The sequence below is a fragment of the Microtetraspora malaysiensis genome, from assembly GCF_050947145.1.
Taxonomy (GTDB): Bacteria; Actinomycetota; Actinomycetes; order Streptosporangiales; family Streptosporangiaceae; genus Microtetraspora_A; species Microtetraspora_A malaysiensis.
In genome coordinates, this window is record NZ_CP191998.1 from 1020981 (window position 1) to 1046358 (window position 25378).

Annotated in this window: 20 protein-coding genes; 11 read left to right on the forward strand and 9 right to left on the reverse strand. The window is 70.2% G+C overall.

The window, feature by feature from the left end:
- Positions 1-91: 91 nt before the first annotated feature.
- Positions 92-1438 (reverse strand): NADP-specific glutamate dehydrogenase, encoded by a 1347-nt coding sequence (gene gdhA / locus ACQP1V_RS05095; RefSeq protein ID WP_387416310.1) that lies wholly within the window; start codon positions 1436-1438, stop codon positions 92-94.
- Between the two features lie 265 nt (positions 1439-1703).
- On the opposite strand from gdhA, the gene ACQP1V_RS05100 reads away from it, so the two are divergent.
- From ACQP1V_RS05100 to asnB, 3 genes are all read left to right on the forward strand, one after another.
- Entirely contained in the window at positions 1704-3068 is a 1365-nt protein-coding gene (locus ACQP1V_RS05100; RefSeq protein WP_433419273.1) for a TrkH family potassium uptake protein, read from the forward strand.
- Positions 3061-3723 (forward strand): potassium channel family protein, encoded by a 663-nt coding sequence (locus tag ACQP1V_RS05105; RefSeq protein WP_387416308.1) that lies wholly within the window; start codon positions 3061-3063, stop codon positions 3721-3723. Before ACQP1V_RS05100 ends, ACQP1V_RS05105 begins: the two co-directional genes overlap by 8 nt.
- Before the next feature lie 303 nt (positions 3724-4026).
- Complete coding sequence (gene asnB / locus ACQP1V_RS05110; protein WP_433419276.1) at positions 4027-5868, forward strand: asparagine synthase (glutamine-hydrolyzing); 1842 nt, start codon at positions 4027-4029, stop codon at positions 5866-5868.
- 162 nt (positions 5869-6030) lie between these two features.
- On the opposite strand, the gene ACQP1V_RS05115 is transcribed toward asnB, so the two are convergent.
- Positions 6031-6594, reverse strand: coding sequence for a hypothetical protein (locus tag ACQP1V_RS05115; protein WP_433419279.1), 564 nt, complete (start codon positions 6592-6594; stop codon positions 6031-6033).
- 248 nt (positions 6595-6842) lie between these two features.
- Between ACQP1V_RS05115 and ACQP1V_RS05120 the strand changes: the two genes are divergently transcribed.
- The 3 genes from ACQP1V_RS05120 to ACQP1V_RS05130 are packed head-to-tail and all read left to right on the forward strand — an operon-like array spanning position 6843 to position 9147.
- Positions 6843-8519, forward strand: a complete 1677-nt coding sequence (locus ACQP1V_RS05120) for an MDR family MFS transporter (RefSeq protein WP_433419282.1) — start codon at positions 6843-6845, stop codon at positions 8517-8519.
- Positions 8516-8911, forward strand: coding sequence for a hypothetical protein (locus ACQP1V_RS05125; protein WP_387416305.1), 396 nt, complete (start codon positions 8516-8518; stop codon positions 8909-8911). The genes ACQP1V_RS05120 and ACQP1V_RS05125 overlap by 4 nt, the downstream gene beginning before the upstream one ends.
- Entirely contained in the window at positions 8908-9147 is a 240-nt protein-coding gene (locus ACQP1V_RS05130; protein WP_433222040.1) for a hypothetical protein, read from the forward strand. Before ACQP1V_RS05125 ends, ACQP1V_RS05130 begins: the two co-directional genes overlap by 4 nt.
- Positions 9148-9261: 114 nt before the next feature.
- On the opposite strand, the gene ACQP1V_RS05135 is transcribed toward ACQP1V_RS05130, so the two are convergent.
- Complete coding sequence (locus ACQP1V_RS05135) at positions 9262-11829, reverse strand: glycosyl hydrolase family 18 protein (protein ID WP_433419285.1); 2568 nt, start codon at positions 11827-11829, stop codon at positions 9262-9264.
- Positions 11830-11997: 168 nt separating this feature from the next.
- Between ACQP1V_RS05135 and ACQP1V_RS05140 the strand changes: the two genes are divergently transcribed.
- The 4 genes from ACQP1V_RS05140 (at position 11998) to ACQP1V_RS05155 (ending at position 15195) form a co-directional block, all read left to right on the forward strand.
- Positions 11998-12897, forward strand: a complete 900-nt coding sequence (locus tag ACQP1V_RS05140; RefSeq protein WP_387416302.1) for an SPFH domain-containing protein — start codon at positions 11998-12000, stop codon at positions 12895-12897.
- Between the two features lie 12 nt (positions 12898-12909).
- Positions 12910-13119 carry a hypothetical protein gene (locus tag ACQP1V_RS05145; RefSeq protein ID WP_387416301.1) on the forward strand — a complete coding sequence of 70 codons (210 nt, stop codon included), beginning with the start codon at positions 12910-12912 and terminating at the stop codon, positions 13117-13119.
- A gap of 91 nt (positions 13120-13210) precedes the next feature.
- On the forward strand, positions 13211-13915 hold the full coding sequence (locus ACQP1V_RS05150; RefSeq protein ID WP_433419288.1) for an HAD family hydrolase: 705 nt from the start codon (positions 13211-13213) through the stop codon (positions 13913-13915).
- Positions 13916-14136: 221 nt separating this feature from the next.
- Positions 14137-15195, forward strand: coding sequence for a D-2-hydroxyacid dehydrogenase (locus ACQP1V_RS05155; RefSeq protein ID WP_433419291.1), 1059 nt, complete (start codon positions 14137-14139; stop codon positions 15193-15195).
- Positions 15196-15352: 157 nt separating this feature from the next.
- Here the strand turns inward: ACQP1V_RS05155 and ACQP1V_RS05160 are convergent, their stop codons facing one another.
- The gene (locus ACQP1V_RS05160) at positions 15353-15901 is read right to left on the reverse strand and encodes a hypothetical protein (RefSeq protein WP_433419294.1); all 549 of its coding nucleotides are present in this window, start codon (positions 15899-15901) and stop codon (positions 15353-15355) included.
- A gap of 244 nt (positions 15902-16145) precedes the next feature.
- Here ACQP1V_RS05160 and ACQP1V_RS05165 point away from each other — a divergent pair, with 244 nt between their 5' ends.
- Complete coding sequence (locus ACQP1V_RS05165; protein ID WP_433419297.1) at positions 16146-17321, forward strand: cytochrome P450; 1176 nt, start codon at positions 16146-16148, stop codon at positions 17319-17321.
- A 166-nt stretch (positions 17322-17487) separates the two neighbouring features.
- Here the strand turns inward: ACQP1V_RS05165 and ACQP1V_RS05170 are convergent, their stop codons facing one another.
- The 5 genes from ACQP1V_RS05170 to ACQP1V_RS05190 form a co-directional block, all read right to left on the reverse strand.
- Complete coding sequence (locus ACQP1V_RS05170) at positions 17488-19179, reverse strand: fibronectin type III domain-containing protein (protein ID WP_433419300.1); 1692 nt, start codon at positions 19177-19179, stop codon at positions 17488-17490.
- Positions 19180-19196: 17 nt separating this feature from the next.
- Positions 19197-20909, reverse strand: a complete 1713-nt coding sequence (locus ACQP1V_RS05175; protein WP_433419303.1) for a fibronectin type III domain-containing protein — start codon at positions 20907-20909, stop codon at positions 19197-19199.
- A 291-nt stretch (positions 20910-21200) separates the two neighbouring features.
- Complete coding sequence (locus tag ACQP1V_RS05180) at positions 21201-21881, reverse strand: nitroreductase family protein (protein ID WP_433419306.1); 681 nt, start codon at positions 21879-21881, stop codon at positions 21201-21203.
- Positions 21882-22094: 213 nt separating this feature from the next.
- Positions 22095-24365, reverse strand: coding sequence for a hypothetical protein (locus tag ACQP1V_RS05185; protein ID WP_433419308.1), 2271 nt, complete (start codon positions 24363-24365; stop codon positions 22095-22097).
- Entirely contained in the window at positions 24362-25372 is a 1011-nt protein-coding gene (locus tag ACQP1V_RS05190) for a hypothetical protein (protein WP_067140930.1), read from the reverse strand. Before ACQP1V_RS05190 ends, ACQP1V_RS05185 begins: the two co-directional genes overlap by 4 nt.
- Positions 25373-25378 lie beyond the last annotated feature (6 nt).

Here is a 25378-nt window from a genome sequence, read left to right on the forward strand (position 1 = left end):
TGCGATGGCTTCCCCCAGGGCAGGCGACGTCCGGTTTGGATCTACTCAGATCACGCTCAGGTCATGATCAAATTATGACCGCGCCGGTCACTCAGATCAGGCCGAGCGCCAGCATGGCGTCGGCGACCCGCTTGAAGCCGTCGATGTTGGCGCCCGCCACGTAGTTGCCGGCCAGGCCGTACTCGTCGGCGGTGCTCAGGCAGCGGTCGTGGATGTCGCGCATGATCTCGCGCAGCCGGCGCTCGGAGAACTCGAACGTCCACGAGTCGCGACTCGCGTTCTGCTGCATCTCCAGCGCGCTGGTGGCCACGCCGCCCGCGTTGGCGGCCTTGCCCGGCCCGAAGGCCACGCCCGCGTCCACGAAGACCCGGATCGCCTCGGGCATGGTCGGCATGTTGGCGCCCTCGCCCACGGCGACGCAGCCGCCGCGGACCAGCCGCTCCGCGTCCTTTCCGGTGATCTCGTTCTGCGTGGCGGACGGCATCGCCACCTCGCAGTCCACCTCCCAGACGCTGCGGCCGGGCACGAACACGGCGCCGTCGCCGCCGCGCTTGGCGGCGTACGCGCTCAGCCGCTTGCGCTCGACCTCCTTGACCTGCTTGAGCAGGTCGAGGTCGATGCCCTTCTCGTCGACGACGTATCCGGAGGAGTCGGAGCAGGCGACCACGACGCCGCCGAGCTGACGCACCTTCTCGATCGTGTAGATGGCGACGTTGCCCGACCCGGACACCACGACGCGCTTGCCCTCGAAGGACGTGCCGCGCGCCTTGAGCATCTCCTCGACGAAGAAGGCGCAGCCGTACCCGGTGGCCTCGGTGCGGACCTGGGCGCCGCCGAAGCTGAGTCCCTTGCCGGTGATGACGCCGGACTCGTACCGGTTCGTGATGCGCTTGTACTGCCCGAAGAGGTAGCCGACCTCGCGGCCGCCGACGCCGATGTCACCGGCGGGGACGTCGGTGTACTCGCCGATGTGGCGGTAGAGCTCGGTCATGAAGCTCTGGCAGAAGCGCATGATCTCGCGCTGGGAGCGGCCCTTCGGATCGAAGTCCGAGCCGCCCTTGCCGCCGCCGATGGGCAGGCCGGTCAGGCTGTTCTTGAAGATCTGCTCGAAGCCGAGGAACTTGATGATCCCCAGATAGACCGAGGGGTGGAAGCGAAGCCCGCCCTTGTACGGCCCGAGCGCGCTGTTGAACTCGACCCGGAAGCCGCGGTTGATCTGCACCTCGCCCTGGTCGTCCTCCCAGGGAACTCGGAAGATGATCTGCCGCTCGGGCTCACAGATGCGCTCGATGATCTTCGATTCCGCATACTCCGGGTGCTTGCCGAGAACCGGGCCGATGCTCTCCAGCACCTCGCGTACAGCCTGGTGGAACTCGATTTCCCCGGGATTGCGGCGCAAAACGTTGTCGTAGATGGTCGACAGCTTCTCGTGTAGCACCCGGTACCCCGTTCGTCAGGTCTGGTGGTCCATGCCCCCTAATCTTATGAGTCCCGACTTGACGCTGTTATGCCGGATCGGCACGTCAGCGCCGCTTTGCGTCCATATTTCGGACAAAGGCGGTGGACGTCGGCTTTACCTGCGGCTCCTGTTACGGTGGGTCGCTTACGTGGCCTCTCTTGCCATGCTCTGTTGTAGATCTCTTGATGCGCTCTTGACGGAGGCGTTCGGTGGTGCGGCGGTCTTTTGCGGCGGAGTCGGCGAGGTGAAGGGACGGCAGGCCGGGTGGGGCTCGGCGGTACTCGACCGGTTCCAGAACCCGACACAGGTCCTGGCGACCGGCTTCGGCAGCGTGATCCTGCTCGGCACTCTTCTCCTGAGGCTGCCGATCGCGACCACCTCGGGCGAGTCCGCCGACTGGGTGGCCGCCCTGTTCACCGCCACCTCGGCCGTCTGCGTGACAGGGCTGGCCATCGTCGACACCGGTGGGCACTGGTCGGCCTTCGGCGAGGGAGTGATCGCCGGGTTGGTCCAGGTCGGCGGGTTCGGGATCATGATTCTGGCCACCCTGTTCACCATGATCGTGTCGAACCGGATGGGGCTGCGCGCCCGCCTCATGGCCCAGGCCCAAACCAGCACGCTCACCGTCGTTGACGCCCGGCGGGTGGTCCGCAACGTCATCGTCTTCAGCCTCGTTTCCGAGGCGGTCGTGGCCGTGATCCTCACCGGCAGGCTGATGATCGGGTACGGCGAGTCGTTCGGCACGGCGCTCTATCACGGCGTCTTCCACGCCATCTCCGCGTTCAACAACGCCGGATTCTCCCTGTGGCCGGACAGCCTGACGCGTTTCGTGTCCGATCCGTGGATCTGCCTGACCATCTCCGGAGCGGTGATCGTCGGCGGGCTGGGCGTCCCGGTGATATTCGAGCTGCTGCGTTCCTGGCGTCGCCCCAGCCGATGGACGGTGCTCACCCGTGTAACGGTGGTCGTCACCACGCTGCTGCTCTCCGTGGGCACCATGGTGTTCCTGATGACCGAGTGGCGCAATCCGGGCACTCTGGGGGCACTCAAGGACTCCGACAAGCTGCTGGCCAGCTTCTTCACGGCCGTCATGCCGCGGTCCTCCGGCTTCAACACCATCGACGTCTCCCAGATGGAGTCGTCGAGCTGGCTGGTCACCGACATCCTGATGTTCGTCGGCGCGGGCAGCGCGGGCACGGGTGGGGGCATCAAGGTGACCACGCTCGGGTTGCTCGCCTTCGTCATCTGGGCGGAGATCCGGGGCGAGCCTCAGGTCAACATCGGGCACCGCAGGCTCACCGAGTCCGCGCAGCGTCAGGCTGTCGCGATCTGCATGCTCGGCGTCGCGCTCGTCGCCATAACCACGTACGTGTTGCTGATCATGACCCCACACAGCCTGGACCAGGTGCTGTTCGAGGCGGTCTCTGCCTTCAGCACCACGGGCCTGTCCACCGGGATCACCCCCGATGTGCCGCCGGCCGGGCACCTGATGCTGGTGGTGCTCATGTTCATCGGCAGGATCGGCCCCCTCACGCTCGGCTCGGCGCTCGCCCTCAAGGAGCGCATCCGCCGCTACGAACTACCCGAGGAGCGAGTCATCGTTGGCTGAGAAGAAGAACGACCCCGTCGTGGTGATCGGGCTCGGCCGTTTCGGCAGATCCCTCGCGCTTGAGCTGGTGCGGAGGGGGGCCGAGGTCCTGGCCATCGACAGCCGCCCCAAGCTGGTGCAGAGCCTGGCCGGGCAGATCACGAACATCGCGACCGCGGACGGCACCGACATCGAGGCCCTGCGCCAGCTCGGCGTGTCGGACTTCTACCGCGCCGTGGTCGCCATCGGCAGCGACCTGGAGGCGAGCATCCTCGCCACCTCGCTGCTCGTTGAGCTGGAGATCGAGGACATCTGGGCCAAGGCGGTCAGCCGGCAGCACGGCCGGATCCTGCACCGGATCGGCGCCCACCATGTCGTCTTCCCCGAGCACGACATGGGGGAGCGGGTCGCGCACATGGTCAGTGGTCGGATGCTCGACTACGTCGAGGTGGACGAGGGGTTCGCCCTGGTCAAGACCCACCCGCCCAAGGAGTTCGTCGGCGTACCGCTGGGGGAGTCCAAGCTGCGCCACAAGTACGGTGTGACGATCGTCGCGGTCAAGAGCCCCGGCGAGGAGTTCACCTACGCCACCCCCGACACCGAGCTGTCGTACGGCGACATCGTGCTCGTCTCCGGCAGGAGCGACAACGTCGAGCGCTTCGCCGAGCTCCCCTGAGTCCTGCGCCTGACCCCTGACTGAGCTCTGAGCCCCTGACCGAGCCTGACCCCCAAGCCCCAGAGCCTTCGAGTCCTGACCCCCAAGCCTTCGAGCCCCAGGTCCGAGTCGGAGCCGGAACGGCTCGGCGAGGGCCGATGGTGCCCCCATTTGTCACATAAGAGGCAATTGGTCACTTTGTCTGTCATTTATCGGGTTTTGCGGAGATCGAGGAGCTGGCCGAGGGGCCGGCTGGGCATAATTCGCCCTGGTCAGACGTTTGCTTAGCTGTACTAACTTCTTCAAGGCTAGGGGGCAGAGAAGATGTGCGGTATAGCCGGCTGGATCGACTACGACCGTGATTTGGGAGCCGAGCGCGACGTCGCCCGGGCTATGACCGAGACCATGGCGTGCCGGGGCCCGGACGCCGAGGGGCTGTGGACGGAGCCGCACGCGGCGCTCGGCCACCGCAGGCTCGCCATCATCGACATCGAGGGCGGTCGCCAGCCGATGGCGGCGGAACGCGACGGGCGGCTGCTCGCCGTCCTCACCTACAGCGGCGAGGTCTACAACTTCCGCGAGCTGCGCGCCGAACTGGCCGTCCGCGGCCACCGCTTCCGCACCGAGAGCGACACCGAGGTCGTCCTGGAGGCGTACCTGGAGTGGGGCGAGGACTTCGTCGACCGGCTCAACGGCATGTACGCATTCGCGATCTGGGACGCGCGGCGCGAGGAGCTGCTCCTGGTCCGCGACCGGATGGGCATCAAGCCGCTGTACTACTACCCGACCCCGTCCGGGGTGCTGTTCGGCTCCGAGCCCAAGGCGATCCTCGCCAACCCGCTCGCCGAGCGGGTGGTCGACGCCGACGGGCTGCGCGAACTGCTCGCCTTCGTCAAGACGCCCGAGAGCGCCGTCTACCGAGGCATGTACGAGGTCCGTCCCGGCCAGATCGTCCGCGTCCGCCGCGAGGGCCTGACCAAGCGCCGCTACTGGCGGCTCGAGTCCCGCGAGCACACCGACGACCTCCCCACCACGATCTCCACGATCCGCGGGCTGCTGGACGACATCGTCGGCCGCCAGCTCATCTCGGACGTGCCGCTGTGCACGCTGCTGTCCGGTGGCCTCGACTCCAGCGCGGTGACCGCGCTGGCCGCCCGGTCCCTGGGATCGACCAAGGTGCGCTCGTTCTCGGTCGACTTCGCCGGGTACACCGAGAACTTCCAGCCCGACGCCATGCGCGACACCCCCGACGGGCCGTACGTCCACGACGTGGTCGAGCACATCGGCGCGGACCACACCGACATCGTGCTGAACTCCGCCGACCTGATGAACCCGGCCGTACGCGCCGCGGCCCTGCGGGCGCGTGACATCCCGGTGGGCATGGGCGACATGGACACGTCGCTCTACCTGCTGTTCAAGGCGATCAGGGAGCGCTCGACGGTGGCGCTGTCCGGTGAGTCCGCGGACGAGGTGTTCGGCGGCTACAAGTGGTTCCACGACCCGGACACGGTGAACGCGGGGACCTTCCCCTGGCTGGCCACCGTGGGCGTCGGCCACCGTAACGGCCTCACCACGCTGTTCGACGAGCCGCTGCTGCGCAAGCTGGACATCCCCGCCTACCGGGCGGACTCCTACCAGCAGGCACTGGCCGCGGTGGAGCCGCTGCCCGGAGAGAGCGGCCTGCAGAAGCGGATGCGCGAGGTGAGTCACATGCACCTCACCCGCTTCGTGCAGATCCTGCTCGACCGCAAGGACCGGATGAGCATGGCCGTCGGCCTTGAGGTGCGCGTCCCGTTCTGCGACCACCGTCTGGTGGAGTACGTCTTCAACACCCCATGGGCGATGAAGACCTTCGACGGCCGGGAGAAGAGCCTGTTGCGCGCCGCCGCCGGTGACGTCCTGCCGCGCTCCGTCGTCGAGCGCCGCAAGAGCCCGTACCCCTCGACACAGGACCCCGCGTACGAGCGGGCGCTCCAGGTGGAGTCGGCGCGGCTGCTCAGCCGGGACGACCTCGCGATCGCGCCGCTGCTCGATCTGGCCAAGGCGCGGAACGTCCTCGACCACGAGGTGGGCACGACCAGCCTCCAGGAGAACAGGACGGCCATGGAGCAGCTCGTCCAGTTCAACGCCTGGATGGAGGAGTACGGGGTGCGGGTCACCATCTGAGCCCCGGCTCCCGGCTTTGACAGAACAGCGCCGTCCTGCGGGGCGGCGCTGTTCGCGTCCGCCCGGCAAAACAGCCCGGTAACAGCCCCGGAAGAGGCCCCGAGGATGCCCTGCTGAAAGACCGGCTTGCCCCGCCCAGGACCACCGAGGCCCCGCCCGTGACTATCGGGGCCAGTTCGCCACCGTCTCGGTCTTGATCGGGTCGGCGTAGCAGCTCAGCGTCGCCCGCCGGGCCCGGTCGAGCACGCAGACCTTGACGTCCACGCGGGTGATCTCGCCGTCCGAGGAGAGCCGGAAGCCGCCGCGCGCCGCGCAGGTCGTCCTGGGCCGGGCCCACCCCGTGCCGCCGCCCGCGTAGTGGAAGCGGGCGCGGATGTACGCGCAATGGTCGCGGTGCCGGTCGCGGTCATACAGCGTGCCGGAAACGACGAACGTCTCCGCGCTGAAATCGGTGATCCACACGTCGGCGGTGGCGTACCCGTCGTGGCCGCCTCTGGAGCGGACCGGGCCCCAGTGGAGCCGTGCCCCGGCCGCCGTCGCGGTGGTCGTGGTGGCGGCCGGCGCGGTGGCCTTCGTGGCCGCGGTCGTGGCAGCCGCCGGAGTTGTCAGAGCGCACGTGGCGGCCAGCGCGAGCAGCGCGCCGGTCGCTATTCCACAGAAGGCGATTCCACGGGGGGCGGCTCCGCGGGCGGTCGTGAACGAGGGGGCCATGGTGCCGTTCTTCATGGCCCCATGGGTAGTCCCGCGGACTTGGAGGCACCTTGCATCCGGCTGAGTCAGGGAGGCCCGGGAGAGGTGGGGGAGGTCTGGAAGGCAGGCGGGGAGGGCGCGGAGGGGGCCCGGAAGGCAGGCGGGGGAGGAGAAGAATGGTCATTTCTCGTACAGCGATTCTCATCCCTGCGTAGTGTCTTAATCACTAATAGTGATCGAAGCGGGGGTTGTCGTTGTTGACTCGCGCGCAGATCCGGCTTGTCATGGCCGGACTCATGCTCGCCATGCTGCTCGCCGCCCTGGACCAGATGATCGTGGCCACCGCGCTGCCGATGATCGCGCAGGAGCTCGGCGGGCTTGATCAGCTCTCCTGGGTGGTCACGTCCTACCTGCTCGCCTCCACCGCCGGGACCCCGCTCTACGGCAAGCTCTCCGACCTGTATGGCCGCAAGCAGATCTTCCAGGGCGCGATCGTCATCTTCCTGATCGGCTCGATCCTGTGCGGCCTCGCCCAGAACATGGCCCAGCTGATCGTGTTCCGGGGCGTCCAGGGGCTCGGCGGCGGCGGGCTCATGGCGCTGGCGATGGCGGTGATCGCGGACGTCGTCCCGCCGCGTGACCGGGGCCGCTACCAGGGGCTCTTCGGAGGTGTCTTCGGCCTGGCCAGCGTCGCGGGCCCGCTCGTCGGCGGCTTCTTCACCGACCATGCCACCTGGCGCTGGATCTTCTGGATCAACCTTCCCATAGGCGTGGCCGCGCTCGCCGTGATCGCGGTCGCGCTGCACCTGCCCCGCGCCACGGTGCGGCACCGCATCGACTATCCGGGCGCTGTCCTCCTGGTCGCCGCGGTGTGCTCCATCCTCATGGTCACCGTGTGGGGCGGCCGGACGTACGACTGGGGGTCGCCGCAGATCATCGGGCTGGCGGTCGCCGGGGTGGGCCTGACGGCGGCGTTCGCCGTCCGCCAGCGCAGCGCGGCCGAGCCGATCCTTCCGCCGCGGGTGATCGCCGACCCGGTGGTCGCGGTGAGCGCCGGCCTGTCGCTGCTGTCCGGTGTCGCGCTGTTCGGCGCGGTCGTCTACCTGCCCACCTACTTCCAGATCGTGCGCGGGCAGTCGGCGACGGAGTCCGGCCTCGCCCTGGTCCCGTTGACCGGCGGAGTGATCGCCGCCTCTCTGGTGAGCGGCCTGGCGGTCTCCAAGACGGGCCGCTACAAGGCGATGCCCGTCATCGGCGCGGCGCTGCTGGCCGTGGGGCTCTACCTGCTCGGCCTGGTCGAGATCGACACCTCGATGGTGCTGATCATGGCCTTCACCGTCGTGGTCGGCCTGGGGGTGGGCGCCTTCATCCAGGTTCCGCTGGTGGCGACGCAGAACGCGGTGCGTCCCGGCGACATCGGCACCGCCTCCAGCGCCATCGCGTTTTTCCGCACGCTGGGCGGCTCGCTGGGCACCGCGCTGTTCGGCACGATCCAGATCCGCACCCTGGAGGACGAGCTGGCCAGGGCCGGGCTGCCGACGCAGGCCGCCCAGCTCGATCCCACCCTGCTCACCCGGCTGCCTGCCGCGCAGCTCCACAGTCTGCTCGAAGCGTTCACCACGGCGGTCCAGGCCGTCTATCTGTGGGCGATCCCGTTCGCCGTGGCGAGCCTGCTGCTCGCGTTCTTCCTGAAGGAGGTGCCGCTGCGCGGCGAGGTGACCGTGCGGCCGAGCGCGGTGACGCTCGCGGTCACCGGCGTCGCCCTCGCCTGGCTGGCCGACCGGCTCGAACGTGGGCACTCGCCCCGGCTGGTCGCGGCCGCGGCCCGGCTCCTCCCGGACCAGGGTCCGGACGGGAGCGGGGACGACCATGTGCGGGCCCGGCTGGCCTCGCGCAGGTTGATCAGGCCGTTGGCCGGCCAGGTGCTGCTCGCGGCATTGACGGAAAAGGAGAAGAAATGACCCGCTATCTGGCCGGCCTGATCGCGGCGACCGCCGCGCTCGCCGGCGGTGTCTGGCTGCTGCTCGCGCCGTACGGGCTGGACTACCCCTCGGGTGGGACGGCGGTGCAGGTGGACATGTGGACGGGAGCGGGTGTGTGCGTGATCGCCCTGGCCACCATCGGGGTGTGGGCGCGGGCCTGGCGCGGGCAGCTCCGCGCCGACGGACTTCTGCCCGAGCGTCCCGCCGAGGAGCCGGCCGCGGCGGCCGAGGCGGAGCAGCCGCCCGCTCCCGCGCCGGTGGCCGTACCGACGACAGAGGACCTGCACAGCCTGCTCAAGCCGCTGGTGGCGGCGCTCGCCGCGGACCAGCTTGAGCGGACCGGCAACAGGCACAACGAGGAGGACTGGTGAGCAGATGGGGGATCGCCGGCGTCGGCCTGCTCTTCGTGGCCGGGGTCTGGCTGGTCGCCGCGCCGTTCGTGACCGGCCAGCAGCCGGAGGGCGCGGTCTGGACGGCGGCCACGCGCAACGATGTGATCGTCGGCGCGGTGCTGGCGTTGCTCGGCTTCATCGGCTTCTTCACGGTGCTCGCCGGTCACGTCGCCGATATGTACGCCAGGGGCCCGCAGCCTCCGGCCCAGCGCTGACCCGCGACCACCGGGCTTGCGGTTCTCCCGGCGGGGACGTGCCCGCTGTGCGGGTGTGTCCCTCGCCCGCCCCCGCCGGGAGAACCTTCATTTCCTGAAATTTCCCGACAAGGGTTATTTCAGGCCGGCGTCGACGGCACTGGTCAGCGTGCCGGTGTCACCGGACATCTCCCAGATCATCACGCCGAGCAGCCCCTTGCTGCGAAGCCACGCGGTCTTCTTGCCGATCGACCACGTGTCGTCGAAGGTCCACCACTGGCCCGGCTGGCTCGCGCTGCCGGTGTAACAGAAGGTGGCCACCGCCTGCTCGTCGTGCCGTACGGGGCAGCCGGGCACGCTCGCCACCAGGTTGCTGTAGCCCCGGGTGCCCGCCTCCTCCTGGAACTGGCCCGGCGCCGCGCCGGTGGCGGACTGCCACTCGCCGTACTTGCCGCCGTCGGTGACGCCCTGCCAGCCGCGGCCGTAGTACGCGAGCCCGATGGTGAGCTTGCGCGGGTTCACCCCGGCCTGCAGGTACGCGTTGACCGCGTTCTCGACACTGAAGTGGAACGAGTAGGGGTCGTCGACGTCGGTGTACAGGTTGCCCGCGTGGCCGGTCCGGTTCGGCTCCCAGGAGTTGTCGCTGCCCGAGCCGTGGAAGTCGTAGCCCTGGATGTTGAAGATGTCCAGGTTCTTGGCCACCTCGGGCAGGTCCCAGCCGGCCTCGATCTTCGCCGGGTCGGCCGGCGTGAACGCGGTGAGCTCGTACCGCTTGCCGGTCTCCGCGGTCAGCGCGTCGAGCTGCTTGCGGAACTCGGCGATCAGTGCGGTGTTGTTCGCCTTGTCGTTCGCGCCGACGTGGTTGCCCGGGTGCCCCTCGGAGCCCGGCCACTCCCAGTCGAGGTCGATGCCGTCGAAGATCCCGGCGGCGCTGCCCGGCCCGCCCGCGCTGTTGTACTCGGGCAGGTTGCCCTTGATGTACATGTCGATGCACGAGCTGACGAACTTCTTGCGGGCCGCGTCGGTGGCGGCGGCGTCAGAGAAGTACTTCGAGTACGTCCAGCCGCCGATCGAGATCAGGACCTTCAGGTTCGGGTACTTCGCCTTGAGCTTGCGGAGCTGGTTGTAGTTGCCGCGCAGCTTCTCCCAGCCGGTGTCGGCGACCCCGTCCACGGACTGGGCCGAGCTCATCGGCCGGCCGTAGTCGGCGTCGGCGTCGCCCGCGCCGTCACCCTGGCTCGGGTCCTGCGAATCGGACGAGGTGCCCTTGGTGACGCCGTTGAGGCAGGTCAGCTTGACCGGGTCGATGTTGGCGAAGGCGTAGTTGAGGTGGGTCAGCTTCGCCGCCGCCCCGGTCGTGTCGAGGTTCTTCACGAAGTACTGCCGGCCGTAGATGCCCCACTGGACGAAGTAGCCGACCCGGGCGTACCCGTTCTCGACGATGTCGGCGGTGGTCGCCTTCACGGCCGCGCTGGCGGCGGACGTGTTGTCGTACAGGTCGCGGGCCCGCACGGTGAAGGAGTACTCCGTGGACGGGGAGAGCCCGGTGACCGTGGCGGTCGTGCCGAGGACGCTCGTGGCCAGGGTCGAGCCGACGTACACGTCGTATCCGGCGACGCCCTTGTTGTCGGTCGAGGCGTCCCAGGCGAGGGAGACGCTGGACGAGGTCTTGCCGGTGCTGCGTAGGTTCGCGGGCACGGTCGGCGGCTGGGTGTCGTCGGCCGGGTTGCTGGTGGTCACCTTCAGCGGCGTGCTCGCCGGGGAGAGGGTGCCCTTGCGGTCCTTGGCCTTCACCGTGAACGTGTACCCGGTGTTCGGGGTCAGGCCGGTGACCGTCGCGGCGGTGCCGGTGACCGTCGTGGCGAACTCGCCGCCCTGGTAGACCTCGTACGCGGTGATGGGCAGGGTGCCGGGGGTCGCGGCGTCCCAGGCGAGGGAGACCGTCTTGGTGGTCTTGACCGGCGAGCGCAGGTTGCCCGGCGCCGACGGCGGGGTGTCGGCCGAGCCGTCACACGGCACGTCGTTGACCCGGCAGCTCGTCGGCTCCACCGGTGAGCTGAGCGTGAACGTCGGGCTGTACGGCTCCGTGGTGGCGTGCGCGTTCACCTTGGTGTTGTAGAAGGCCGGGCTGAGCGTGACCTGGCGGCCGCTCTGGCTCAGCGAGCCGTTCTGGGCGTTGCTCGCGGTGACGCCGCCGGGCAGCTCGAACTGGATCGACCAGCTGTCGAGCGCGGCGTCGCCGTTGTTCTCGACGACGAACTTCCCCTGGTTGCCGCTGAGCGAGAAGCTCGCCACGACCGGCGCGGTGGCAGGCGGCGGGTCGCCGCTGCCGTCGCAGTTCGCGTTGTTGATCAGGCAGCTCGTGGGCTGTGTGGGCGAGCTGAGGGTGAAGGTCGGGCTGTACGGCTCGGTGTTCCCGTTCGCTCCGACGGTGTTGATGTAGAACGCCGGCGTGAGCTTGACCCGCGTGCCGGTCTGCGTGGTCGTGGCGTTCTGGGCGTTGCTGACGGTGACGCCGGCGGGCAGTTCGAACTGGATGGACCAGCCGGTGACGGCTGAGCCGCCGGGGTTGCTCACCACGAATTTGCCCTGGTTGCCGGTCAGGGTGAAGGCGGCGGTGAGGCGGCCGGCAGCGTGTGCGGGGGCCGCGACGAACGCGACCAGCATGGCGATCGGGAGCAGCAGGACGGCTAATCGACGCATGTGAGAGCTCTTTCCGTAAGGAAAGTTTCCTAATAATTAGCCGGATCGTAACTTGCGCCCACGACTGCGGCAAGGCCCAAAACCATCGGGTCAGTAAATGTCCGGCTTGTGCGGATGGGCTAGCTTTGGGCTATCGTGGTGATATCACTTCAATAGCAAGGGGGAACGATGGAGCGTAGGGCGTTCCGTCTGAGCGGCTTCGCCGTACTGGTCGGGCTGCTGGTGCTCGGCGGCGTCGTCGCCGTATTCGCGCTGCGCAGCCTGTCGGCAGACGGGGTGGGCGGTGGAACGATGATCGACGACCCGGGCGACTTCGCACTCCCGGGCCTGGCCGTGGTCGCGTGGATCGTGGTCTTCTTCATCGCGGCGACCGGATTCACCGTGATCAACCCCAACGAGGCCAAGGTCGTGCAGTTCCTCGGCCGGTACGTCGGCTCGGTGAGCGAGGCCGGCTTCCAGTGGGTGCTCCCGCTGACGACCAAGCAGCGGGTGAGCCGGCGCGTGCGCAACTTCGAGACGACCAAGCTCAAGGTCAACGACGCCGACGGCAACCCGGTCGAGATCGCCGCGGTCGTCGTCTACAAGGTCGTCGACACCGGGCGGGCCGTGTTCGCGGTGGACGACTACGAGGAGTACGTGGCCATCCAGTCGGAGGCCGCGGTGCGCCACCTGGCCACCAGCCACCCGTACGACTCGCACGTCGAGGGCCGGACCAGCCTGCGGGACGGCGCCGAGGTGGCCGGGGAGCTCACCACCGAGCTGCGCGAGCGCACCGATCTCGCGGGGATCGAGGTGCTCGAGGCCCGGATCACCCACCTGGCGTACGCCCCCGAGATCGCCCAGGCCATGCTGGTCCGGCAGCAGGCCGCCCAGGTGGTCGCCGCGCGCGCCCACATCGTCGAGGGCGCGGTCGGTATGGTGGGTCTCGCCCTGGACCGGCTCGCCGCGCAGGGCGTGGTCGAACTCGACGAGGAGCGCAAGGCCCAAATGGTGTCCAACCTCCTGGTCGTCCTCTGCGGCGACCGGGCGACCCAGCCGGTGGTCAACGCCGGCAGCCTCTATGCCTGACGCGTCCTGACCATGGTCGAACGCAAGAAGCTCCTGCTCCGGCTCGACCCGGCCGTCTACGAGGCGATCGCCAAATGGGCCGCCGACGACCTGCGCAGCGTCAACGCCCAGATCGAGTACGCGCTGCGCCTCGCGCTCAAACAGGCGGGCCGCGAGGCGAAGCGCGACGCCGGAGGGGGAGCGGCAGACCGGACCGCGGAGCCGGACGTCCCGGCGGGCTGACCCGCCCGGGGGCGTCCGGCACCAGGGGGACAGACCGGTTGGTCCGCGGCCGCGGAGCAGGGGCACGGAGCGGATGTGCTATGGAGGAGCCGTGACGAATCCCCAGGTCGACCCCCACGCCGATGTTCACGCCGACGCTCACGCCAATGTCCACGCGCTGAACGGCAGGCCCTTCGACGCCGTTCTGTGTGACCTCGACGGCGTGATCCGCTTCTATGACATGACCGAGTTGACCCGGATGGAACGCGCGGCCGGGGTGGCGGAGGGAACGACCGCCGAGCTCGCGCTGGCGCCGGAGAACGATCTGCCGGTGCTCCGGGGCGAGCACACCGTGGAGCAGTGGCGGGACACCATCGCCGCCGCGCTCGCCGATCATGTGTCCGAGGACAAGGCCCGCGAGCTGGCCGCCATGTTCACCCGGACGCCGTTCCGCGCGGACGAGAAGGTGCTGGAGCTGCTCCGCCTCGCCCAGGCGCAGGTGCCCGTCGTGCTGGTGACCAACGCGACCCCCGAGGTGGAGGACGACCTCGCCGGGCTGGGGCTCGCGTACTTCGCGGACGACGTGGTGAACAGCGCCCGGGTCGGCGTGGTCAAGCCCGATCCGGCCATCTACGCGATCGCCGCCGAGCGGGCCGGCGTCCCGATGGACCGGTGCCTCTTCGTGGACGACCGGGCGGAGAACGTCGAGGCCGCCGTGGCGCTCGGCATGACCGGCGTCGTGTACGGCGGGGTCGCGGACCTGGAGGCGGCGCTGGCCCCGCTGCTGGCCCCGCCGGCGGACCGGGCCACCCGCTGATCGAGCCCCGGACGAGACGGCCGCCTTCCCGGCGATCGGGTGGGCGGCCGTCCGCTTCCCGGGCGTCGGGGCGGCGAGCCGGGCAAACCCGATTACGGGCAATCGTGGAGATTACGGCGGTTGGGCGCCGGGAACCTCCCGCACGATGCGAGCGCGATCAGCCGCGTGCGGTGCGACCGACGAGCCTCGCTGCCACATCCACCGAAGGAGTCACCGTACCCATGCAGGCACGTCTGCCTGTCACGAAGCCGCGCGGATCCGGACTGGTCGCCCCGCCCGGGACGACGCGGCACGGCACCGGTGACGGCGCCGGGAGCAACGTCGTCCTCACCTTTCTCCACGGGGACGACCTGCCGCCTGCGCGGGATCGGCTGCACGACCTGGCGGGCGAGGTCCGGTACGCCCGCGGAGCGGAGCTGGGCGACGCGCTGCCGGGGAGTGACGCGCTGCTGCTGTGGGACTCGTTCTCGCCCGCTCTGCGCGCGGTCTGGCACCGTGCAGAGGCGCTGCGCTGGATCCACGTGGCGGCGGCGGGCGTGGACCGGATGCTCTTCGACGAACTGCGCGACTCCGACGTCGTCGTGACGAACTCGCGCGGCGTCTTCGACCGGCCCATCGCCGAGTACGTCCTCGCGTGCGTCCTCGCCTTCGCCAAGGACATGCCGGGATCGTGGCGCCTGCAGTGGGAACGCCGCTGGGAGCACCGCGTGACGGAGCGGCTCGACGGGAAGACCGTCATGATCGTCGGTACCGGGGCCATCGGACGGGCGATCGCCCGCATGCTGCGCGCGGTGGGGCTCACGGTGCTCGGCGCGGGCCGCTCGACGCGGGACGGTGACGCCGACTTCGGTGAGGTGTTCGACTCCTCACGGCTCCCGTCGCTGGTCGCGGACGTCGACTACCTGGTCAGCGTCACGCCGCTGACCCCCGAGACCAGGAAGCTGATCGACGCCGACGTCATCGGGGCGCTGAAGCCGTCGGCCCGGCTGATCAACGTCGGCAGGGGCGAGACGGTGGACGCCGACGCCCTGGTCGAGGCGCTGCGAGCGGGACGGCTCGCGGGGGCGGCGCTCGACGTGTTCGAGGAGGAGCCGCTCCCCGCCGGGCATCCGTTGTGGTCGTTCCCCCAGGTGCTGATCTCCCCGCACATGAGCGGCGACGCGGCGGGGTGGCAGGACGCCCTCGCCGAGACCTTCCTGGAGAACCTGCGCAGGTACGTCGCGAGGGCTCCGCTGATCAACGTGGTGGACAAGCACCTCGGCTTCGTCCCCTCGTCCTGACCACGAGGCGCGCGCCGCCGAAACCGGCCGAGGCGCGGCGTCTCGTGGGGGAACGGTGGCTTCGGGCCTGGTCCGGAGCCGAAGCCCGGACCCGGCCCGCGATCCGCCGTGTCGCGGCGTTCCGCCCGGGAGGACCTGGGGGAGCGCCGGTTCAGGGTCAGGGCTTACACCACGCCTTGACCGCGATGATCACCTTGAACGCCTGCACGCGGGTGATCGCCCCGCCGCCCTTGGACAGCTCCGCGACCGTGAACTGGGGGAGGCTCATGCCGCCGTCCTCGGGCTTGCGGACGCGCTGGCACACCAGGCCGCCCTGCCGGATCGCCCGGTCCTCGTTCTCGGCGAGCTCGGGCGAGATCTCCCGGAGAGCCGCCAGGTAGACCGCGCGCTGCGCGGAGGTCGGGCTGGGCAGGTCCTCGGCGGTGGGGGCGGCCGCCCCGCTCTTGGCCGGCTTCGCCTCCGACGCGGAGTCCTCGCCGCCGGTCAGGAAAACGATCGCGCCGACGACGGCGGCGACGACCACGACCGCGATGACGATCAACAGCGGCATCTTGCTGCTGGGCTTGCGGCGGGAGGTGGGCGGCGTCGGCGGGGGAGGCGTGGGTGTGGGGGGCTGCATCGGGGAGTGCGGCTGCGGCTGCGGCGCCTGCTGGTGCCATTGCTGTGGGGGGTCGTACGGCTGCTGATAGCCAGGCGTTTGGTGCATGATTTGGAACGTTAGAGCCCCGGGCTCCGCCTTGTCCCGGCCAAACGCCTAAATGTCCACTTTTGGTCGGCGCTAATCCTGTTTACGATCTTATAAATACGACATGATTATATAGAAGTGACATAAAGTGTCATTTACCGCGCAAGGGTGAAAACAGCGTCAAAGGGTGCTTTGCCTGGCTTGTTCCGGCGCGGAGCGGAGAGACCTGGGAGAGGTCCACGTTCTGTCGCGAAGGGAAACGACCATGTCCGGACTCCCTCGGCTGCCGTTCGCGCGGAACGACGTCCTGGCGCTCGCCCCCGAGTTCGGCCAGCTCAGAGCCGCCGAGCCGATCACACGGGTGCGGACCGCGACCGGCGACGAGGCCTGGCTGGTGACCGGCTGGCAGGAGATCAGGCAGGTCTTCGCCGACGAGCGGCTCGGCCGGTCGCACCCCACCCCCGCGTCGGCGCCCCGGCTGTCCAACAGCGCGTTCGCGGGCGGCCCGACCGGAGACCACGCCACCGAACGCGAGGTCCACGATTCCATGCGGCGGTTGCTCACGCCCGCCTTTTCCGCGCGGCGCGTACAACGCCTCACCGGACGCGTGGAATTGCTCGTGGACGCGCTGCTCGACCGGATGGCCGCGCAGGGGCCGCCCGCCGATCTGCACGGCAGCCTGTCCGCCCCGCTGCCCATCCACGTGATCTGCGAGCTGCTGGGCGTGCCGTACGTGGACAGGGAGCGGTTCCGGGCGATCGCGGAGGAGATGACGGACCTGACCGACCCGGCGCGCTCCGCGGCCGCCCAGGCGGAGATGAACGCGTACAGCTTCGCCGTGGTGCGGGCCAAGCGGGAGCACCCGGGCGAGGACGTGTACTCCGACCTCGCCACCGCCGAGCTGCCCGAGGCGGAGATCGCCAGGATCGCGGGCGGCCTCCTGTTCGCCGGGCACGAGACGACCGTCAACCAGATCGACTACGGCGTGCTGCTCCTCCTGCGCGATCCGGAGCAGCGGGACGCCCTGGCCCGCGACCCCGGGCGGGCCCCAGCCGCGGTGGAGGAGACCCTGCGGATGGCCGCGCCCAGCCAGCACGGGCTGGTCCGGTACGCGCACGAGGACATCGAGATCGGCGGCGTGACGGTCCGCGCCGGTGAGCTGGTGGTGCTGGCGACGTTCGCCGCCAACCGGGACGAGCGGGTCTTTCCCGACCCGGAACGGTTCGACATCGGGCGCGAGACGGAGAACGCGCACGTCGGGTTCGGCTACGCGGGCCGCTACTGCCTGGGGGCGAGCCTGGCCAGGATCGAGCTGCGCGCCGTGTTCCAGGCGCTCTTCCCGCGCTTCCCCACCCTGAGCCTGGCCGTGCCGTACGAGGAGCTGGAGGTGCGCTCCGACCGGCTCACCGGCGGGTTCGCGGCGCTGCCCGTCGCCTGGTGAGACGCCGGGCGGGGACCGCCCGGCCGGGCGGGGGGTAACCCGCCGGGCCGGGCGGAAGGGCTCACGATCACGATCGCGGGCGCGGTCGCGGTCGCGGGCGCGAGCCATACCGGCCGGGGGCGGTCCGTGGACCCGCGAAACGACGCGGATCCACGGAGCCCGCCGATCAGAAACCGGCCGTGATCTTGGTGAACTCCCAGTTCTGCTGCGCGATGCCGCTGCAGTTCTCGGCCACGCCGCCGCCCGGGCACGGCCGGTCGCGGTTCGCCGACCAGAACGCGAGGCGGGTCAGTCCCTTGGACAGCGCCCAGTCACGGATCTGCGTCCACGTCGCCGGGCTGGTCTGCTCCTGCTGGTCGGACAGGCCGTTCATGCCGGAGATGCCCATGTGCGCGTACGCCTGGGCGTCGGTCCAGCCGTTGGCGGACTTGAGCGCGTTCTTCAGGCCCTCGGAGGCGTTGACCGTGCTCTGGTACATGTTCGCGCCGCCGCCGAAGTCGAACGGCATGATCGTGTAGTTGTCGATCGGGACTCCCAGCGCCTTCGCCTGGTTGATCAGGCGGACGCCGTGCGAGTTCGGCCCCGAGGTGGTGGTGCCGAAGGTGACCACGACCTTGACGTTCGGGTTGTTCTGCTTGACGGTCTTCAGGCCGTTGAGGATGCGGTCCTGCACCGTGTAGTTCTCGAACTCGTCGGTGTTCTCGATGTCGAAGTCGACCACCGCCGGGCCCACCGCGTCGATGACCTGCTGCACGGCCCCGGCGAAGGCGGCCGGGGTGGAGCAGTTCGGGCCGAGCTTGTTGCCCTGCCAGCCGCCGAACGAGACCTGGACGTTGCCGCCCTTGGACTTGATCGTCGAGATCGTCTGGGCGTCAACGCCGCCGGAGAGCTGCCGCTGGCCGTCCCACTTCGGCGTGCAGCCGCCGCCGGACAGGATGAACGCCATGGTGAAGGACTTGATCCCGGTCGCGTCCATGACCGTTGCCGCGTTCGGCGGGTCGCCCCAGCCCATGTAGAGGTACGGCGCGCCCGGCATCCGGCCGCCGGTCGGGCAGCCGGTGGTGCTGCCGGTGACCGCGCCGCTCGCCGCCGACTCGCCCACCGCGTTGTACGCCTTGACGGTGTAGGTGTGCGACGAGCAGGTCGTCAGGTTGGAGATCGTGGCGGTGGTCCCGGTCACCTGGGCGACCTGCGTGCCGCCCTCGTAGACGCGGTAGCCGGTCACGGTGCCGCTGGAGGCCGGCCAGGACAGCGAGATCGACGAGTCCGCGCTGCCGGTGACGGTCGGCGTGCCCGGGGCGCCCGGCGCGCCGTTGCCGCTCTGGGTGCTCGCGGTCAGCGTGTTGCTGGGGCCGGAGAGGTTGTTCGCCGCGTCCCGGGCGCGGACCGTGTAGCTGTAGGAGGTGCCCGCGGACAGGCCGGTGTCGGTGTACGTCGTCCCGGTGACGGTCGTCACCAGGTTGCCGTTCCGGTAGACGTTGTAGCCGGTGACACCGGTGTCGTCGGTGGAGGCGTTCCAGGCCAGTGAGATGCTGCCGGTCGTGCTGCCCGTGCTGCGCAGGTTCCCCGGAACCGACGGCGGCGTGGTGTCGCCGCCTCCGCCGCCCGCGACCTTCCACAGGGCGGGGACGTTCGGTGGCTCCCACCCGGGCAGCGAGGTGTGCCCCTGGACGCATTCGTAGTCGACGCCGTTGTACGTGACTTTCGCGCCGGTGCTGTAGGCCGTCCACGCCTGCCAGGCCGGGTACGCGGCCAGCGTGGTCGAGGCTCCGAGTGCCGCCGGACCGGCGGCGGCGATGCCGAGGGTGGACATCGCGGCGGCGGCGAGTGCCGCCGTCGCCATGCGACGCAATCTCATTCGCACTCCTTGGGGGGTTAAGGGAGGGTAGCGAGGTGAGGCTTGACGGTCTTGGAGAAGTTCCAGTTGTTGCTGGCGTCCCAGTTGATCGACCAGGTCATCGCGCCCCTGATCTCGGGGTAGGCGCGCGGCGGCACGAAGGTCCCGCAGCTGGTACGGGTCGCCAGGCAGGTGAGGCCCTGATTGACCAGGGAGGGTGACACGACGCCGCCCCCGGCTGCCCCGGGCCCGGCGGGCAGGCCGAGCGCGACCTGGTCGGGGCGCAGACCGTTCTCGAGCTGGATGCAGGCCAGCGCGGTCATGAAGTTGACCGTCCCCTGCGAGTACGCGGCGGACTGGTCGCAGCCGAGCATGGAGCCCGAGTTGTAGTACTGCGTGTGGACGACGGTGAGGATGTCCTTGATGTTCAGCGCGAGCTTGAAGTACTCCATCCCGGTCGACTGCATGTCGATGGTCTGCGGCGCCATCGTGATGATCAGCCCCGCGCCGGCCTTGGTCCGCAGGGAGTGCAGCGCCTGGGACATGTAGGTGGCGTTGAGGCCGTTCTCCAGGTCGATGTCCACGCCGTCGAAGCCGTAGCTCTGCATCAGGGCGTAGACGGAATCGGCGAACTTGGTCGCGGCGGCGGCGCTGCCGACCTGGATCCGGCCCTTCTCACCGCCGACGGAGAGGATGACCTTCTTGCCCCGGTTGTGCAGGGACTGCACGTCCGCCTTGAACTGCGCGTCGGTGTAGCCGCCGAGCCCGGCCGCCAGGTCGGCGCCCACGCTGAAGCTCACCTCACCGGCGGTGGAGGTCGCCTCGCCGAAGGCCACCGCGATCAGGTCGTACTCGTCCGGCACGGCCGACAGCTTCAGCAGCTTGGCCGCCTTGTTGTCGAAGTTGTGCCAGTACCCGGTGAGGAAGTGCTTGGGCAGCGGGCCGATCGGGCAGCCGGTCGTGGTGGCGGTGACCGGGTCGCTCGCCGGGCCCTCGCCGACCGAGTTGTACGCCGTGACCGTGTAGGTGTAGGGCGTGCAGGCGGTCAGGCCGGTGATCGCGTGCGAGGTGCCGGTGACGGTGGCCGCCACCGTGCCGCCGGTGCGGATCCGGTAGCCGGTGACCGTGCCGGTCGCGGCCGGCCAGCTCAGGGTGAGGCCGGTGTCGCCGACCTGTCCGGCGGTGACCGTCCCCACCTTGCCCGGTACGCCGCTGGAGCAGCCGGTCGTCGAGCCCGAGACGGCGCCGCTCGCCGCGGACTCGCCCGTCGCGTTGTACGCCTTGACGGTGTAGGTGTGCGACGAGCAGGTCGTCAGGTTGGAGATCGTGGCGGTGGTCCCGGTCACCTGGGCGACCTGCGTGCCGCCCTCGTAGACGCGATAGCCGGTCACGGTGCCGGTGGCCGCGCCCCAGCTCAGGGAGATCGAGCCGTCGGTGGCGCCCGTGACGCTCGGCGTGCCGGGTGCGCCCGGCGTGGTGTCGCCGCCTCCGCCGCCCGCGACCTTCCACAGGGCGGGCACGTTCGGCGGCTCCCATCCGGGCAGCGAGGTGTGCGCCTGGACGCATTCGTAGTCGACGCCGTTGTACGTGACGCGCGTGCCGGCGCTGTAGGCCGTCCACGCCTCCCAGGCCGGATACGCGGCCAGCGTGGTCGAGGCGCCGAGGGTGGGTGTCGCGGTGGCCTGGGCGGGTAGCGCGACGAGGCTCAGGACGAGGGTCGCCAGGGCGACCAGGGTGGCACGTGACTTCATGTTCACCTCGGGTCGGAGTGGGGGGTGCCGTACGGCCCGCGTCCGAGGAGGTGGCGGACGCGAGCCGTACGGGGCGGCGGCCGGGGCGGGAGAGCGCGCCGCGGCCGCGTGACCGGCCTGAGGACGGTGGTGGCTCCACCGGTCGTCAGGCCAGGTGAAGGGGGATTGGGGGGTGGGAGGTGTCAGGTAATCTTTTAATAAAGTTTCCTAAGAGTTGTGGCGATCGTAGCTTTGACATCCCGCCGTTACAAGGCCCAAAAGCCGGGGGTGCGCCCGTAGCCGCGGTGAGGGTCAGCGCGGGGTGAACTCCACCAGTGCGTCGGGCTTGCGCGCGAGGTCGGGCACCTCCGCGTCCGCCGCCGCGTACCCGACCGGGAAGAGGATGTACGGCCGCTCGTTGGCCGGCCGCGCGCAGATCTCAGTGAGGAACGCCATCGGGTTCGGCGTGTGGGTGAGCGTGGACAGACCCATCTCGTGCAGCGCCGCGATGAACAGGCCGCAGGCGATGCCGACGCTCTCGTTGACGTAGTAGTGCTTGACCCGGGCGCCGTCCGGCCGCACGCCGTACTTCTCGACGAAGCAGACGACCAGCCAGGGCGCCACCTCCAGGTAGCCCTTGTCCGCGGTCGTCTCCAGCGGGGCCAGCGCCGCCCGCCACTCCGGGGTGAGCCGGCCGCCCTCGTAGTTCTGCCGCTCCTCGATCTCGGCGGCCTCCCTGATGCGCTTCTTGGTCGCCGCGTCGCCGATCAGCACGAACTTCCACGGCTGCTGGTGCGCCCCCGACGGCGCGGTGTTCGCGGCGCGCACCGCGAGTTCCAGGCACTCGCGCGGCACCGGTTCGTCGCTGAAGAAGCGGACGCTCCTGCGCTGGTCGAGGTGCTCGTAGAACGCCCGTCCTCGGGCGATCATCTCCGGCTCGTCGTACCGCTCCGGGTGGTACGGGACGAATGGGTGGGAATGCTGGCGTGCCATCGCAACCTCCACGGCTGTCATTTATGCACGCGTAGTCTGATTTGCCGCTTCAGACCGGGCAACAGGTCGGTCGATTCCCTGCCAGATCGGCAGCCACCGGGCCGGATCACCTCGCGGAAGTGAGCAGATTGGCAAGAACCGGGCTCGACACGCCAGACGTACGGAGTCTCCGGCACTCGCCCGACACGGCCGGGATGAGGAGCGGCGGCCGGGTTACGGTCGCGGCTCGAACCGGGAGGGACCGCGTATCGCCACGATGAGGGCCACGAAGCCGGCCACGCCTCCGGCGGCGATCAGGACGAGGGCGAGCCAGAGCGAGTCCTGCCCCTGGTCGCTGTCCCGTTCACCGGCCCGCGAGACGACGGACGGACGGCCCGGCGGCAGGACCGCGCCGACCACACGGGCGGCCGCCTTCCCGGGCCAGTCGTACTCCGCCGACGCCAGAGCGCCCGGGTCGATGGACCCGGCGACCCTGCCCAGCGCGTCGTGGAGCACGTTGAGGGCGGCCCCGTTGTAAAAGGCGAGGATCGTACGGCCCGGCAGTCCGTCGGGCCCGTCCACCCGTGCGTAGCCGCCGTCGCCGGCGGTGCGGGGCACGACAGCGGCCTGCACCACCTTGTCGCGAAGGGCGCGCAGCGGGTCCCGCGCCGGGACGGGCTGCAGCCGCAGCGAGGGATAGCGCCGCTTCAGGGCCTCCGCCAGCTCCGGGTCGGTGTCCGGCAGCGAGACGCGGACGTCCTTGTCCTGCCCCTTGAGGGCCGCGCGCAACTTCTCCGGCGTGATCTGCCCGATGTCGTAGACCAGGACGTCCGGGCTCGGCACCGGGATGGTGCCGGCCTGGACGAACCCCTGTGGCGGTTCTCCCGTGAGCGCGGAGTCCGGGCCCGCGATGAGGACCACGGCCGGCTTCTCGACGGGCGCGGCGGCGGCGGGGATGTCGCTCCGCCGGATCTCGAACCGATAGCCCGAGCGCCGGACGACCTCGGCCACCACGTTCGTCGCGAACGCGTCCTCCGGCCGGTTCGCCGCCTGGATGACGACGGTGCCCGGCTGCGCCTCGGCGACGTCCGGGCCGGTGGGGGGATCGCCCCCGGGAGCGCGCACCAGCGCGACCACGCCGAGACCGATCAAGGTGATGCCCAGCGTCGCGAAGGCCACCGTCACCGTGACCTTGGCCTGCGGGCCCCGGCCGGACCGGGCTTGCTTCCCGCGATCGGCATGTTCCAGCCCGCCGAGCGCGGCCTGCATCGAGAGCGGCACGGCGCCCGGGGCCGGCCCCTCGTCGGCCGTCCGCCGGTAGGGCGTGGTGGGCGCGGCCGTGCCATCCGGCGGCGCGCCGGGTGCGGGCGACCTGCCGTGGCCGCGGCCCAGCCAGGTCAACACGCTGCGGACGGGCAGGGTCAGCCGCCGCGCGTTCCCGGCGGGCGGGGACGTTCCGGCCGGCACGGCGTCGCCGCCGTGCCGCTCCGGCGCCGGCTCGCGTCCGGGGGGATCGGGCGCGCCGGAGGCGGGTGCCGCCGTTCCCCGCTTCACCGGATTGTCCGGTTCACCGCCGTCCCGGGGCTCCCCCGTTCCCCGGGGCTCCGGCTCCGCTTCGTCCGCGGAGCCGGGCAGCTCGGGATAGCCGGAGTGTTCGAGCAGCCGTACGGCCATCGGCCGGTCGGCGGGGCCGAACGACAGCGGCTCGGTCTCCCTGGCCAGCCCCCGGAGCAGGTCCGCGAGCCGGACGTCGGACCGGGTCAGCAGGTCCAGGCACACGTTGGCCGGGCTGTCCCGCCGGGTGATCTCCGCGCCGTGCCGCCACCGCACCTCGTAGGCGTCCTCCGGCGCGTGCCGCGCGAACGACAGCCTGATCTTGTGCCGGGCCGTGCTGCTGGTCCAGGTCGCCGCGGTCAGCCGCGCCCGCATGCCGTACGGCAGCAGCGCGGCGACGGCGTCCAGGAAGCGCAACCGCTCGATCATGGGGACGCTGTCCGCGCCCACGACGCAGACGGGCCGCCCGGTCAGCAGCAGCGCGGCGGCGGAGAGCGCGTCCGGACCGGGGACGCCCTCCTCGCCGAACCCCGTCGTGGGGTCGAACTCCGGAACCTGAACGGCCAGAGGAGGGGACGGGGTCACCGGAAGGCCCGCGAGGGCGTGGTAGAGCGCCTCGTAGGACACCGGGTGGGCGGCCAGCTCGTGGTACGGGATGTAGAACCAGCGGGTGTAGACGATCTTGCGGTTGGTGGCGTCCCGATGCCCGGACCAGTCCTGGATCGCGAGCACGATGTGGCGCGACACCCGCTCGCGTTCCCGGGTCGCCGCGACCGCGATCGTCACCTGGGGCAGATCCGCCGACAGACCCGTGGCGTACCTGCTCCTGATCTCCTCGAAGACCTCGGGCCCGAGGCGGTCGTCGCTCCAGGAGAGCAGCTCGTAGTCGTCGTGGGCACCGGGCCGCTTCCCCTCCAGCGCCCACTCGAAGCCGATCTCGCGCCGGGTCACGAGATCTCCGTCGATGGCCGGATCGCGGCGAGTCGCTGCCCCAGCCACAGCATCGGCTCCACCACGTTGATCGGATGCAACTGCCCCCGGATGCGCGAGTCCTCGTCCGCCTCCCCGGGGACCATGTTCTGGAAGTCGTCCCAGTCGAAGCGCTTGGTACGCCGGTCCACGTAGAAGCCGATCGAGGACGTGGCGAAGAACCGGATCCGATCCGGGTGGAAGTACTGGTCGAGCGCGTTGAGCACCATGTCGGCGTTGCCGCTGGCCGACACCTGGCACAGCTCGTGGAACAGCTCCCGCGCGTCCTCGCTGGCCACCCGGGGCAGCCGGTACGGATCGTCGAGGTCCACGGTGAGCAGCCGCCGCTTCTCGGCCGTCTCCAGCACCCGGGGGTCGTCGAACTTGGTGACGCACACGGCGATGTGGTGCGGCAGCTTCCCGTCGGTGAACTCCCCGGAGGCGAGCATCCGCTCGGCGAGCCGGGCGAGCGGGGCGTGCATGTGGTCGAAGGCGTCCCCGAAGGTGAACTCCCTGATCGGGTCGAAGAGGAAGACGATGCCCCGGCTCTGCTCAAGGCTGTCCAGCAGCTCCTGACGGCGCGGGTCGCCCGCGCCGTCCGGAGCGCCCACGCCGCCCGCCGGGCGCCGTCCCGTGCCGAACAACCCTCCGGGAGCGTCGAACATGCCGAGGCCGATCCGGGCCGGCGGCCCGGGCTTGGCCTTCCTGCCCCAGAGGCCGGTCTTCTGGGGAGCGGGGCCGATCAGCGTCCAGTGGTAGCGCTCCAGGGCCATGCTCGCCTCGGGGAACACCTTGCCCCGCGAGAGGGCGTTGGTCCTCTCGATCAGGTAGTCCGACGACGCCGGGTCGGACCCGACGATCTTCCAGTCGTCGTTCCTCCTGGTCAGGGCGATGAACAACGCCGCCAGCAGAGTGGTCTTGCCGCTGCCGGGGGCGCCCCACATGGAGATGTTGTGATCGGGACGCCCCCGGCTCGGTTCGGACTGCATGCGCTC

Coding starts and splice junctions, on each gene's coding strand:
- asnB (WP_433419276.1), top strand. CDS start 4,027: ATGTGCGGTATAGCCGGCTGGATCGACTACGACCGTGATTTGGGAGCC.
- ACQP1V_RS05115 (WP_433419279.1), bottom strand. CDS start 6,594: ATGAAGAACGGCACCATGGCCCCCTCGTTCACGACCGCCCGCGGAGCC.
- ACQP1V_RS05120 (WP_433419282.1), top strand. CDS start 6,843: ATGGCCGGACTCATGCTCGCCATGCTGCTCGCCGCCCTGGACCAGATG.
- ACQP1V_RS05125 (WP_387416305.1), top strand. CDS start 8,516: ATGACCCGCTATCTGGCCGGCCTGATCGCGGCGACCGCCGCGCTCGCC.
- ACQP1V_RS05135 (WP_433419285.1), bottom strand. CDS start 11,829: ATGCGTCGATTAGCCGTCCTGCTGCTCCCGATCGCCATGCTGGTCGCG.
- ACQP1V_RS05140 (WP_387416302.1), top strand. CDS start 11,998: ATGGAGCGTAGGGCGTTCCGTCTGAGCGGCTTCGCCGTACTGGTCGGG.
- ACQP1V_RS05145 (WP_387416301.1), top strand. CDS start 12,910: ATGGTCGAACGCAAGAAGCTCCTGCTCCGGCTCGACCCGGCCGTCTAC.
- ACQP1V_RS05155 (WP_433419291.1), top strand. CDS start 14,137: ATGCAGGCACGTCTGCCTGTCACGAAGCCGCGCGGATCCGGACTGGTC.
- ACQP1V_RS05160 (WP_433419294.1), bottom strand. CDS start 15,901: ATGCACCAAACGCCTGGCTATCAGCAGCCGTACGACCCCCCACAGCAA.
- ACQP1V_RS05165 (WP_433419297.1), top strand. CDS start 16,146: ATGTCCGGACTCCCTCGGCTGCCGTTCGCGCGGAACGACGTCCTGGCG.
- ACQP1V_RS05170 (WP_433419300.1), bottom strand. CDS start 19,179: ATGAGATTGCGTCGCATGGCGACGGCGGCACTCGCCGCCGCCGCGATG.
- ACQP1V_RS05175 (WP_433419303.1), bottom strand. CDS start 20,909: ATGAAGTCACGTGCCACCCTGGTCGCCCTGGCGACCCTCGTCCTGAGC.
- ACQP1V_RS05180 (WP_433419306.1), bottom strand. CDS start 21,881: ATGGCACGCCAGCATTCCCACCCATTCGTCCCGTACCACCCGGAGCGG.
- ACQP1V_RS05190 (WP_067140930.1), bottom strand. CDS start 25,372: ATGCAGTCCGAACCGAGCCGGGGGCGTCCCGATCACAACATCTCCATG.